At 70.4% G+C, this 11930-nt stretch carries 9 protein-coding genes; 5 read left to right on the top strand and 4 right to left on the bottom strand.

Annotated elements, in window-relative coordinates; all coding sequences use genetic code 11:
- Positions 1–171: 171 nt before the first annotated feature.
- A complete protein-coding gene (locus ACQEU8_RS09535; RefSeq protein WP_433098844.1) occupies positions 172–1083 on the bottom strand; it encodes a glutamate ABC transporter substrate-binding protein in 912 nt (303 codons plus the stop codon).
- 111 nt (positions 1084–1194) lie between these two features.
- Complete coding sequence (locus ACQEU8_RS09530) at positions 1195–1980, bottom strand: amino acid ABC transporter ATP-binding protein (protein ID WP_433098842.1); 786 nt, start codon at positions 1978–1980, stop codon at positions 1195–1197.
- Positions 1981–2319: 339 nt separating this feature from the next.
- Between ACQEU8_RS09530 and ACQEU8_RS09525 the strand changes: the two genes are divergently transcribed.
- Entirely contained in the window at positions 2320–3045 is a 726-nt protein-coding gene (locus tag ACQEU8_RS09525) for a response regulator transcription factor (protein WP_433098840.1), read from the top strand.
- A gap of 26 nt (positions 3046–3071) precedes the next feature.
- Complete coding sequence (locus ACQEU8_RS09520) at positions 3072–4499, top strand: sensor histidine kinase (RefSeq protein WP_433098838.1); 1428 nt, start codon at positions 3072–3074, stop codon at positions 4497–4499.
- Here ACQEU8_RS09520 and ACQEU8_RS09515 read toward each other — a convergent pair.
- Complete coding sequence (locus ACQEU8_RS09515) at positions 4465–7536, bottom strand: alpha-mannosidase (protein WP_433098836.1); 3072 nt, start codon at positions 7534–7536, stop codon at positions 4465–4467. The genes ACQEU8_RS09520 and ACQEU8_RS09515 overlap by 35 nt on opposite strands.
- 86 nt (positions 7537–7622) lie before the next feature.
- Entirely contained in the window at positions 7623–8621 is a 999-nt protein-coding gene (locus tag ACQEU8_RS09510; RefSeq protein ID WP_433102272.1) for a TAXI family TRAP transporter solute-binding subunit, read from the bottom strand.
- Positions 8622–8969: 348 nt separating this feature from the next.
- Here ACQEU8_RS09510 and ACQEU8_RS09505 point away from each other — a divergent pair, with 348 nt between their 5' ends.
- From ACQEU8_RS09505 to ACQEU8_RS09495, 3 genes are all read left to right on the top strand, one after another.
- Positions 8970–9434: an ATP-binding protein gene (locus ACQEU8_RS09505; protein ID WP_433098834.1), complete on the top strand. Its 465-nt coding sequence runs from the start codon at positions 8970–8972 to the stop codon at positions 9432–9434.
- A gap of 82 nt (positions 9435–9516) precedes the next feature.
- Positions 9517–11037: a tRNA (N6-isopentenyl adenosine(37)-C2)-methylthiotransferase MiaB gene (gene miaB, locus ACQEU8_RS09500; RefSeq protein ID WP_433098832.1), complete on the top strand. Its 1521-nt coding sequence runs from the start codon at positions 9517–9519 to the stop codon at positions 11035–11037.
- A gap of 134 nt (positions 11038–11171) precedes the next feature.
- Positions 11172–11879, top strand: a complete 708-nt coding sequence (locus tag ACQEU8_RS09495; RefSeq protein ID WP_433098830.1) for a class III extradiol dioxygenase subunit B-like domain-containing protein — start codon at positions 11172–11174, stop codon at positions 11877–11879.
- Positions 11880–11930: the final 51 nt, after the last annotated feature.

Genomic DNA, 11930 nt, shown 5'->3' with positions numbered 1-11930 from the left:
CGAGGAGTCGCGTAGGGGCGGCGGAAAGGGCCGGACCGGGCACGGGGCTGTCACCCGCCGGGTGGGGGGCGACGCCGGAGTGAACGGAGTGCCCGCGGGAGTGGAAGGCGTGCCCGCAACAGCACGCCCCGCCCCGCGCGGCGCTGGCGCCGGGGAGCGGGGCGTGGGGCATCACTTCTCGGTGATCTGGGGCGGCGTCTTGAACTTGGAGCCGGACTTGCCCAGCGTGGCTTCGTACGCCTTCTTGTAGTCGCCGTTGTCCTGGTGCTTCTTGATCGCGTCGGCGACGGCCTTCTGGAGGGCCTTGTCACCCTTCTTCAGCCCGACGCCGTAGGGCTCGTCGGAGAACGGCTTGCCGACGACCTTCAGCTTGCCGGGGTTCTGCGCGGCGTAACCCATCAGGATCGCGTCGTCCGTGGTGACCGCGTCGACCTGGCCGTCGAGGAGCTGCGAGACGCACTCCGAGTACTTGCTCAGCTCGGTGACCTTGGCGCCGTACTTGGGCTCCTTGATGGTCTGGAGCGGGGTCGAGCCGACGATGGAGCAGACCTTCTTGCCCTTGACCGAGTCCGGTCCGGTGACCGCCTTCTCGTCCTTGCGGACGAGCAGCGAGGCGCCGGCGTGGAAGTACGGACCGGCGAAGTCGATCTGCTTCTTGCGTTCGGGGTTGATCGTGTACGTACCGATCATCAGGTCGACGTCGCCCTTGGAGACGGTGGTCTCACGCGCTCCGGAGTCGACCGTCTTCCACTCGATCTGCTTGGGGGAGAAGCCCAGGTCGGCCGCGATCATCTTGGCCATCTCGATGTCGAAGCCGGAGTACTTCTTGGTCGACTGGTCCTGGAAACCGAGGTAGGGCTGGTCGGCCTTGGCGCCGATGATGATCTTCCCGCGCTTCTGAGCCTTCTTCAGGACGGCCGAGTCGATCTTGACGTCCTTGGCGACCGAGTACTTCGGCAGCGCCTTCTCGTCCGTCTGGTCCTTCGGCTTGTCGCCGGCGGACCCCTCCTTGCCACCGCAGGCCGCGGTGGCGGCGAGAGCCAGGACAGCGGCTGCCGCCGCGGCGGTCTTGTGGAACTTCATAGTGAACATCCCTTGCTTGAACAGTCGTTGGCCCAGTTCGCTGGTGCGCCGCCCGTTCGGCGCGCCGTCCCGCCGGGACGGGGCCGTGGGTGCGGGCTCAGTGGTGCAGGCTCAGTGGTGCAGGATCTTCGAGAGGAAGTCCTTGGCACGGTCGCTGCGCGGGTTGCTGAAGAACTGCTCGGGGGCGGCCTCTTCCACGATCCGGCCGTCCGCCATGAAGACCACGCGGTTCGCGGCCGACCGGGCGAAGCCCATCTCGTGCGTGACGACGACCATGGTCATTCCGTCCCGGGCCAGCTGCTGCATGACTTCCAGGACTTCATTGATCATCTCGGGGTCGAGGGCCGAGGTCGGCTCGTCGAAGAGCATCACCTTCGGGTCCATCGCCAGTGCCCGGGCTATCGCGACACGCTGCTGCTGGCCGCCGGAGAGCTGCGCGGGGTACTTGTCGGCCTGGTTGCCGACGCCGACCCGGTCGAGCAGTGTGCGGGCTTTCTCCTCCGCCACCTGCTTGTCCGTCCTGCGGACCTTGATCTGGCCCAGCGTGACGTTCTCCAGCACCGTCTTGTGCGCGAAGAGGTTGAAGGACTGGAAGACCATGCCGACATCGGCACGGAGTTTCGCCAGTTCCTTGCCCTCCGCGGGCAGCGGCTTGCCGTCGATCGTGATGCTGCCCGAGTCCACCGTCTCCAGCCGGTTGATGGTGCGGCACAGCGTGGACTTGCCGGACCCCGAGGGGCCGATGACGACCACGACCTCGCCCGGGGCGATGGTCAGGTCGATGTCCTGGAGGACGTGCAGCGCACCGAAGTGCTTGTTGATGTTGTCCAGCACGACCAGCTTGTCGGTCGCGGACTCGGGACCGCCTGCGTCCTTGGTCACCGATACTTCGCTCATCGACGTGTAGCTCCGTCCTCGTCGGTTGCGAGGACCTTAGTGAGCGGTCGGCGTGACCGTCATTACATCTGAGCTGAAATTGAGCATAACGATCCGGCTGCGGCCCCCCACACTGGGTAAAGAGTGCGATGGGGCTGACAGGCGGCTCCGCGGCCCGCCCGGCTCCCGGTCGGTGACCGGCCAGGACGGTCGCCGTAGCGGCTGGATGACGGTCGTCGTACCGGCTGTATAACGGATGCCCCCGCGATCCCGGAGAACCCTTGACTCACCTGCGCCGATCGGCGTTGATGCACTGTTGGGCCGTTCGCCGGAGGCGGTGGAAAAACAGGAGGGTGTCGGGTGAGACTGCTGCTCGTCGAGGACGACGACCGCGTCGCCGCGGCGCTCTCCGCCGTGCTCGCGCGGCACGGCTTCGAGGTCACCCACGTGCGCAGCGGCGCCGAGGCACTCGACGAATTGCTGGTCGGCGGCCAGGAGGGACCCGGTTTCGCCGTCGTACTGCTCGACCTGGGCCTGCCCGACCAGGACGGCTTCGAGGTGTGCGGCCGCATCCGCCGCACCAGCTCCACCCCGGTGATCATGGTGACCGCCCGTGCCGACGTACGGTCCCGGATACACGGGCTCAACCTGGGCGCGGACGACTATGTCGTCAAGCCCTACGACATGGGGGAGCTCCTGGCCCGCATCCACGCGGTCGGCCGCCGTACGGTCGGCGAGGAGGCCCCCTCGGCCGGTGAGCGGGGGGCCGCCCAGCGCACGGACGGGGCCGGCACGCTCCGGCTGGGCGCCGTGACCATCGAGCTGCCCACCCGGCAGGTGAGCGTGGACGGCGCTGTGGTGCCGCTGACCCGTAAGGAGTTCGACCTGCTGGCGCTGCTGGCCCAGCGTCCCGGAGTCGTCTTCCGGCGCGAGCAGATCATCAGCGAGGTCTGGCGCACCAGCTGGGAGGGGACCGGGCGCACCCTGGAGGTGCACGTCGCCTCGCTCCGCTCCAAGCTGCAGCGGCCCGCGCTCATCGAGACGGTGCGCGGGGTGGGCTACCGCATGGCCGCCCAGGGCGACTGACCGGCCAGGCCGACCGGAACGACGACGTGCGCAGCCGCCTCCTCCCCCTCCTGATCATCCTGCTGGCCGGGATCCTGCTCGCCCTGGGATTCCCGCTGGCGGTGAGCCAGGCACAGGCCGAGCAGCAGCGGGTGGTGGTCGACAGGATCGACGACACCGCGCGCTTCGCCTCGCTCGCCCAGTTCGTCACCTCCACCAGTCAGCCGGACGAACGCCGGGACACCCTCCAGCACGAACTGAACCGCTACCACGATCTCTACGGCATCCGTGCGGGTGTCTTCTACCGCGACGGCCGCACCATGGCCGCCTCTCCTGACGGCTGGCGGGTGCCGGGCGAGAGCCAGGAGGCGGGCAGGAAGGGCCGGCCGGACGGCGCGCGTGCCTTCGCCGAGGCACTGGCCGGGCGCCGCAGCCACGACCCGCCCCAGGTGTGGCCCTGGCAGGGCGACGGCCGGATCGCTGTCGCCTCTCCCGTCATCCGGGACGGTGACGTGGCCGCCGTGGTGCTGACCGACTCGCCCACCGGGCCGATGCGGTCGCGGATCCTGCGCGGATGGCTGGCCATCGCCGTCGGTGAGGGCGCCGCGATGCTGCTGGCCCTTGGGGCCGCGCTGCGCCTCACCGGATGGGTGCTCAAGCCCGTACGGACCCTGGACCGGGCCGCCCACGAGATCGCCACCGGCAAGCTCACCTCCCGCGTCGTCGACTCGGTGGGCCCTCCCGAGCTGCGCAGACTGGCGCACTCCTTCAACGAGATGGCGGGCAATGTGGAGAGCGCGCTGGAGCAGCAGCGCGCATTTGTCGCCGACGCCTCGCACCAGCTGCGCAACCCGCTCTCCGCGCTGCTGCTGCGGATCGAACTGCTCGCACTGGAGCTGCCCGACGGCAACGAGGAGATGGCCTCCGTACGGGCCGAGGGCAAGCGCCTGGCGCGGGTGCTGGACGACCTGCTCGACCTGGCACTGGCCGAACACTCCGACACCGCGCACGTCCAGCTGACGGACGTCGCCGAGATCGCCGCCGAACGCGTCGCCGCCTGGCGGCCCACCGCCGAGCAGAAGGGCGTGGAGCTGACGGTGTCCGGACAGTCGGCCGCCACCGGGTGGGCCGACCCGGTGGCGCTCTCCAGCGCGCTGGACGCCGTTGTGGACAACGCCGTGAAATTCACCCCGGAAGAGGGCTGCGTCACCGTCACGGTGCGCGCGGAGGGCGACAGCGTGACGGTCGAGACGGCGGACGGCGGTCCCGGGCTGACCGACGAGGAACTGGAGCGGGTGGGCGACCGCTTCTGGCGCAGCGGCCGCCACCAGAACGTCTCCGGCTCGGGACTCGGCCTGTCCATCACCCGCGCCCTGCTGGCCGGGGGCGGCGCCGGGCTGTCCTTCGCACACAACGAGCCGCAGGGACTGCGGGTGCTGATCACCGTTCCCCGGAACGCCCCAGACGCAGAGTGAGGATCTGGAAGGGCCGCAGCGTCACCCTGACACCGGCTTCCTCCACGGTGTGGTGCGCCTGCGGGTCGGACAGCGGCCGCTCCAGTAGATCCGTCTCGGTCACCGAGGTGACGGGGAAACCCGGTGCCAGCAGTGCGCTCGCCCGGCCGCCCAGCGACTCGTAGAGGCGTACGACCACATCGCCGCTGCGGTCGTCCGCCAGTTTCACCGTCTCGGCGACGATCTGGTCGCCCTGCTCGCCCTCCAGCGCCACCAGTGGTGTGACGGGGCCGCCGTCGCCGTGGACGGTCCGCTCGGGCAGGTTGATCCAGTGGCCCTCGCGCACCGCGTCCTGGAGGGTCGCGCCCGGCACCAGCCCGTAGCGCATCCGGTGCCTGCCCTGGTCCGTCTCCGGGTCCGGGTAGCGGGGTGCGCGCAGCAGCGAGAGCCGGACCGTGGTGGTCTGGCCGCCGTCCTCGCGGATGTCCCGTGTGACGTCGTGCCCGTACGTCGAGTCGTTGACCAGCGCGGCACCCCAGCCCGGTTCCTCCACGTGCAGCCAGCGGTGCGCGCAGATCTCGAACTTCGCCGCCTCCCAGGAGGTGTTGGTGTGAGTGGGCCGGAAAACGTGCCCGAACTGCGTCTCCGCGGCGGACCTGTCGGCCTTCACATCCAGCGGGAATGCCGCCTTGAGCAGTTTCTCGCTCTCGTGCCAGTCGACTTCGGCCTCCATGAGCAGTGCGGCGCTGCCCGCGCACAGGGTCACCGTCTGCACCACGGTCGACCGGCCGAAGGACCGGGTCGCGCGGACAGTGGCACTGTTTCCGTCGGCCTCGGCGACGGTCAGCTCGTCGGCGTGCGTCAGATCGGTGGCCGTGTGCCGGTAGAACGAGTCGACATCCCAGGCGTCCCAGTGGTTGGGCAGGTCGGGGTGCAACTGGAGGAGGTTGGCCGCCTGCCCCGGTGCCACCGCCTCCCGCCCGGCGCGCTGGTCGTACGCGGAGACGACCAGACCCCGGTCGTCCACCTCCACGCGCAACAGCCCGTTGTCCAGCGTCCAGCCGCCGCGCGCCCGCTCGGCCACGGTGACGGCTCCTTCGCCCTGTGCGGGCCCGTGCGGTCCGTGACCGCCGGCAGTCCGCGCGCCGCCCGCGGGGATGCCGCGGCGGAAGTGCGGGGAGCCGTTGAAGACCAGCTCACGCTCCCCGCGCCCGGCGAGGGCCCGCTGCGCCCCGTCGACGATCCCCGTCAACTCCTCGGCCACGCGCGCGTACGTCTCGCGGGCTTCCCGGTGCACCCAGGCGATGGAGGAGCCCGGCAGGATGTCGTGGAACTGGTGCAGCAGCACCGTCTTCCACAGACGCTCCAGCCGCTCGTACGGATACGCATAACCGCTGCTGCGCACAGCCGCGGTCGCCGCCCACAGTTCGGCCTCGCGCAGCAGTGACTCCGAACGCCGGTTGCCCTGCTTGGTCTTGGCCTGCGAGGTGTACGTCCCCCGGTGCAGCTCCAGATACAGCTCGCCCTGCCACACCGGTGCGCCCGGATACTCCTGCTGCGCCTTCTCGAAGAACGCCGCGGGCTTCTCGACGGTCACCCGCGGCGAACCGTCCAGATCGCGCAGCCGCGCCGCGCGGGCCAGCATCTCGCGGGTCGCGCCGCCCCCGCCGTCGCCGTAGCCGAACGGGACGAGCGAGCGGGAAGCGGCGCCCTTCTCACGGAAGTTGCGCGCCGCGTGGGCCAGCTCCTCGCCGCTGAGCGTCGAGTTGTAGGTGTCGACCGGCGGGAAGTGGGTGAAGACCCTGGTGCCGTCGATGCCCTCCCACCAGAAGGTGTGGTGCGGAAAGGGGTTGGTGCTGCTCCAGGAGATCTTCTGGGTCAGGAACCACCTGGAGCCGGACAGCTTCACCAGCTGCGGCAGGGCCGCCGTGTAGCCGAAGGAGTCGGGTAGCCACACCTCCTGCGTCTCGATCCCGAACTCCTCCAGGAAGAACTTCTTGCCGTACCCGAGCTGACGCGCCATGGCTTCGCCGCCCACCATGTTGGTGTCCGACTCCACCCACATGCCGCCCACAGGAACGAACCGGCCCTCGGCGACCTTCTCCTTGACCCTGGCGTACACCTCGGGCCGGTGTTCCTTGATCCAGGCGAACTGCTGGGCCTGCGACATGGCGAAGACGAACTCCGGACGGTCGTCCATCAGCGCCACCATGTTGGACGCCGTACGCGCCACCTTCCGCACCGTCTCGCGCAGCGGCCACAGCCACGCCGAGTCGATGTGCGCGTGCCCCACCGCGCTGATCCGGTGCGCGGAGGCCCGTGCGGGGGCCGTCAGCGCTGCTGTGAGCCGCTCCCGGGCCCGACCGGCGCTGCCGGGAACGTCGGCCAGGTCCAGGGCGTCCAGCGCCCGCTCCAAGGCGCGCAGCAGCTCCCACCGGCGGGCGTCCTCCAGCGGTAGCTCACGCATCAGCGAGCCCGCCACCTCGAGATCCAGCGCCAGCTCCCACACCTGCGGTTCGAAGACCGCGAGATCCATCCGCGCCAGCCGGTAGAGCGGCGCACTGTCGGCGGTGAGCACATCACCCTGATAGGTCGGCGTCTGCGGCGTGTTGACGACCGGGTTCGAGGCCGCCTCCACGAACAGCTCGATCTCCTCCCCGCCGGCGGCCGGATCCGCCAGCCGCACCCAGGAGTTGCGCGGGTGCAGCCCTTTGACCGCCTCGCCGTCCGCGCGGTAGACCAGCCCCTCGCACTGGAAGCCCGGCATGTCCCGCTCGAAGCCGAGGTCCAGCACGGCCTCCACGGTCCGGCCGGCCCACGCGTGCGGCACCTGTCCGGTCACCCGGAACCAGGTGGTGCCCCAGGCCGGCCCCCAGGCCTCTCCCACGGCGGCCGGCCGGTAGGGCGCCGAGATGCCCTCCACGACCGGTACGGGCTCTCCCGGCGCCTCCCAGCGCTCCACGGTCAGCGGCAGCGCGGAGGTGTGGACAGCGGGCCGTACGCGCTCCTCCAGCACCCGGCGCAGCCGGTCCTCGACGGTGCGGCGGTCGTCATGCATCGATCGGCTCCTTGGTGGGGTCGGGGCCTGGCGTCGGCAGCGACGTTCCGGTCAGGACGATGATTTCCGTCAGGACGATGATCCCGTCAGGGCTTGGCCGAGCGGTAGTAGCGGCGTGCTCCCTCGTGCAGCGGCACCGGGTCTGTGTAGATGGCGGTGCGCAGGTCGACCTTCTGGGCGGCGTGCACCTCACGCCCGATCTGGTCCCTGCTCTTGATGACGGAGCGGGTGATGCCCTCCGTCAGTTCGGCGTCCGTGCGGTCCATGGTCACCAGAATGTTGGCAATGGCCACGGTCTTTACGGACCGGCCGCGCTGCACGGTGGGATAGGCGTCGGGTGCCATCACGGCCGCGCGGTAGTAGCGCATTTCGGGGCGCTGTTCGTGCAGCCGGGGCAGCAGATCGCCGAGTGGCACCAGACGGATGTCCGTCCGTTCCGCCAGCCGCTCGATGGCACCTGTCGGCAGTCCGCCCGACCAGAAGAACGCATCCAGCTTGCCCTTGGACAGCAGCTTGGGCATCGTGTCGATGCCCTTGCGCACCGGGCGCACATCGTGGTCCATGTCCAGCCCCGCGGCCTTCAGCAGCCTCTTGGTCACCAGAGCGACCCCGGAGCGCTTCTCACCGACCCCCACACGCAGCCCTTTGAGGTCCTTGGCGCTGTCGACGGGCGAGTCCCTGGGCACGACCAGGTGCATGTAGTCGTCGTACAGCCGCGCGCACGCCCGGATGTGGGAGGCGCCCTTTCCGCCCTTCTCCTGGTAGGCGGCGAGCGCGTCGGAGGCGGTGATGGTGAAATCCGCCTGCCCGGAGACGATCCGCGACACGTTCTGCACCGAACCCTGGCTGTGCTGGAGCGTGAGATCGACCTGCGGCAGATCCCGGCCCAGCCGCTGCTTGAACAGCGTGCCGTACCGCTCGTACACCCCGGTGCGCACACCGGTGGCGAAGGTGATCTTTCCACTGGGCGAAGAGGAAGGGGATGGCCGCAGCCACCACACCAGCAACCCGCACACCACGAGCACCGCGGTAGCCGCCCACAGGAGGCGTCGCCGACCGGTGCTGAATCCGTCCGGGCGGCGCATCGGACGGGACACCGTTCGCGGACGCAGGCTGGCCATGACAGGCGATACTGCCAGCACCGCGGCCACGAGGGGAGTGGTGGGCGTCACCCGAAGCCCTCACCAGGAGCGGCAGTCCCCGTGCGAACGCGCCGATTCGCGAACTGCAAATTTCACACTGTCGCTTGCTGAGTGGAAGTGCGTGGGGCCATAGTGACGGTCAGACCACGCGCGTCACGGCTCTTCCAGGGCCGGGACCAGCTCGACGGAAGGCGCCTCCACGTGTACGCCGCCCCCGCTCGCAGGGATCCCGCAGCAGCCTCCACGACAGCGTCTGCGTCTCCGGCGTCCGACGGTGCCCCGCACCCGGCAGTGCCGTCCGGACACGCGGAAGACCCCACCTGGCAGCTGCGCTTTCCAGCACGGGAGCAGTACATCGCCCGGGCGCGTGTCGCCCTCACCGCGTGGCTGAAGGAACGGCAGGACCCGGAGATATCCGCAGAGGCGGTGGACGACGCCGTACTGCTGCTCTCCGAGCTGACCACCAACGCCGTCGTGCACACCCGCTGTCTGCCCGACGCCGAGCTCGTCTGCCGCGCCTCCCTCGCCGCCCGGGAGACCCCCACTGCCGCACTGCTGCGCATCGAGGTGCACGACCACGCGGAAGGTGACGACAGGCCGCAGCTGAAGGACAGCGAGGACGCCGACGAGAGCGGCCGGGGCCTGTGCATCGTGGCCGCGCTCGCCGCCGACTGGGGGGTGCGGCCCTCCTCAATCACCGACGGCAACGCGGTATGGGCGACGCTGCGGCTCCCCGGTGAACTCCCCGCCGAGTGACGTGTGTCACAGTGCCCCGGTAGCGGTGCGGGGCACCCGCCCGGACGGCCGGGCCACCCGCGAGAACGCCTACCCTTGTCGCATGAGCAGCAGTGACCGGAGTCAGACAGTGGACGTCAAGGGGACGTACGAGGTGCGCACCTTCGGGTGCCAGATGAACGTCCATGACTCCGAGCGGATGGCGGGCCTGTTGGAGGACGCCGGCTACGTCCGCGCGCCCCAGGGCGCCGACGCCGCTGACGTCGTCGTCTTCAACACCTGTGCCGTACGCGAGAACGCCGACAACCGGCTCTACGGCAACCTCGGCCAGCTCGCGCCCAAGAAGGCCGCACGCCCCGGCATGCAGATCGCGGTCGGCGGCTGTCTGGCCCAGAAGGACCGGGACACCATCGTCAAGAAGGCGCCCTGGGTCGACGTCGTCTTCGGCACCCACAACGTCGGCAAGCTGCCCGTCCTGCTGGAACGCGCCCGCCTTCAGAACGAGGCGCAGGTCGAGATCGCCGAGTCGCTGGAGGCGTTCCCCTCGACCCTGCCCACCCGCCGCGAGAGCGCCTACGCGGCCTGGGTCTCGGTCTCCGTTGGCTGCAACAACACCTGCACCTTCTGCATCGTCCCGCAGCTGCGCGGCAAGGAGAAGGACCGCCGGCCCGGCGACATCCTCGCCGAGATCGAGGCGCTGGTCGACGAGGGCGTCAGCGAGATCACCCTGCTCGGTCAGAACGTCAACGCCTACGGCTCCGACATCGGCGACCGCGAGGCCTTCAGCAAGCTGCTGCGCGCCTGCGGCCGCATCGAAGGACTGGAGCGCGTCCGGTTCACCTCGCCGCACCCCCGCGACTTCACCGACGACGTGATCGCCGCCATGGCCGAGACGCCCAACGTGATGCCGCAGCTGCACATGCCGCTCCAGTCCGGCTCCTCGCGCATCCTCAAGGCGATGCGCCGCTCCTACCGGCAGGAGCGCTTCCTCGGCATCATCGAGAAGGTCCGCGCCGCCATCCCCGAGGCCGCGCTCTCGACCGACATCATCGTCGGCTTCCCCGGCGAGACCGAGGAGGACTTCGCCGAGACGCTGCACGTGGTGCGCGAGGCCCGGTTCGCCCAGGCGTTCACCTTCCAGTACAGCAAGCGCCCCGGTACGCCTGCCGCCGAGATGCCAGGACAGATCCCCAAGGAGGTCGTCCAGGAGCGCTACGAGCGACTGGTCGCCCTCCAGGAGGAGATCTCCTGGGAGGAGAACAAGAAGCAGGTCGGCCGCACGCTGGAGCTGATGGTCGCCGAGGGCGAGGGCCGCAAGGACGACGCCACCCACCGGCTGTCCGGCCGCGCCCCCGACAACCGACTGGTGCACTTCACCCGGCCCGAGCAGCCTGTGCGCCCCGGCGACGTCGTGACCGTCGACATCACCTACGCGGCGCCGCACCACCTGCTCGCCGAGGGCCCCGCCAAGGCCGTACGCCGCACCCGCGCAGGCGACGCCTGGGAGCGCCGCACCACGGCGCCCGAGGAGCAGCAGCAGGGCAAGGGCGTCATGCTCGGCCTGCCCTCTGTCGGCGCCCCGGACCCGCTGCCCGCCGCCACCGGCGGCTGCGGCCTGGGCTGATGCACGGGCCGACCGGCAGGGCGTAGATCGTCGGCCACAACCGTGTCACCTGTTTCAGCCGATCTCGCACGCTCGGGTGAGTCACGGCGCGGGCAGGGTGGGAAGTGGTTCGTACGGCACTTAAGCTGCGCGCCATGCTTGTCGCCGCAGCCGTATGCCCCTGCCCCCCGCTGCTCGTGCCCGAGGTCGCGGGCGGCGCCGCTCCCGAGATGGACGCGGCGCGTGCCGCCTGCTACGACGCCCTCGGCGTACTGGCAGCGGCCCGCCCCGACCAGCTGTATGTGCTCGGCCCCGCCGAACCGTCCGGCCGCGGTCCGCATCCGCAGGGCGCGCGCGGGTCGTTCGCCGGATTCGGCGTCCCCCTCGAAGTGAGCCTCGGCAAGGGCGAGCCCGCCCGGCGCGAGCTGCCCCCGTCGCTCGCTGTCGGCGCGTGGCTGCTGGAGCGCACCGACTGGACCTGCTGCCCGGTCGAAGGGCTGGGCATCGGAGAACCGCTCGCGCGGGCCCGCTGTGCGGAGACGGGCCGCGAGCTGGCGGCGCAGGCGGACCGGGTGGCGCTGCTGGTGATGGGCGACGGCAGCAACTGCCGCACGCTCAAGGCACCCGGCTACTTCGACGAGCGGGCCGCCGCCTTCGACGCGGAGGCGGCCCGTGCGCTGGGTGACGCCGACACTGCCGCACTGCTCGCGCTGGACGAGGAGCTCGCGTACGAGCTGAAGGCCGCCGGCCGCTCTTCCTGGCAGACCCTCGCGGGCGCCGCGCAGGGTGCCGATCTGGCCGGACGGCTGCTGTACGACGAGGCGCCCTACGGCGTCGGCTACATGGTCGCGAACTGGTCGTAACGGGGCGTACTCACCGGCGCACTCACGTCAGGGCGCACGCCGCCACCGGTG

It is taken from the genome of Streptomyces sp. CA-250714 (assembly GCF_050936705.1).
Taxonomy (GTDB): domain Bacteria; phylum Actinomycetota; class Actinomycetes; order Streptomycetales; family Streptomycetaceae; genus Streptomyces.
Note: the sequence above shows the minus strand (reverse complement) of the source record. Positions and strands in the feature narration are given on the sequence as shown.

Coding starts and splice junctions, on each gene's coding strand:
- ACQEU8_RS09515 (WP_433098836.1), bottom strand. CDS start 7,536: ATGCATGACGACCGCCGCACCGTCGAGGACCGGCTGCGCCGGGTGCTG.
- ACQEU8_RS09495 (WP_433098830.1), top strand. CDS start 11,172: ATGCTTGTCGCCGCAGCCGTATGCCCCTGCCCCCCGCTGCTCGTGCCC.
- ACQEU8_RS09510 (WP_433102272.1), bottom strand. CDS start 8,621: ATGCGCCGCCCGGACGGATTCAGCACCGGTCGGCGACGCCTCCTGTGG.
- ACQEU8_RS09530 (WP_433098842.1), bottom strand. CDS start 1,980: ATGAGCGAAGTATCGGTGACCAAGGACGCAGGCGGTCCCGAGTCCGCG.
- ACQEU8_RS09535 (WP_433098844.1), bottom strand. CDS start 1,083: ATGAAGTTCCACAAGACCGCCGCGGCGGCAGCCGCTGTCCTGGCTCTC.
- miaB (WP_433098832.1), top strand. CDS start 9,517: ATGAGCAGCAGTGACCGGAGTCAGACAGTGGACGTCAAGGGGACGTAC.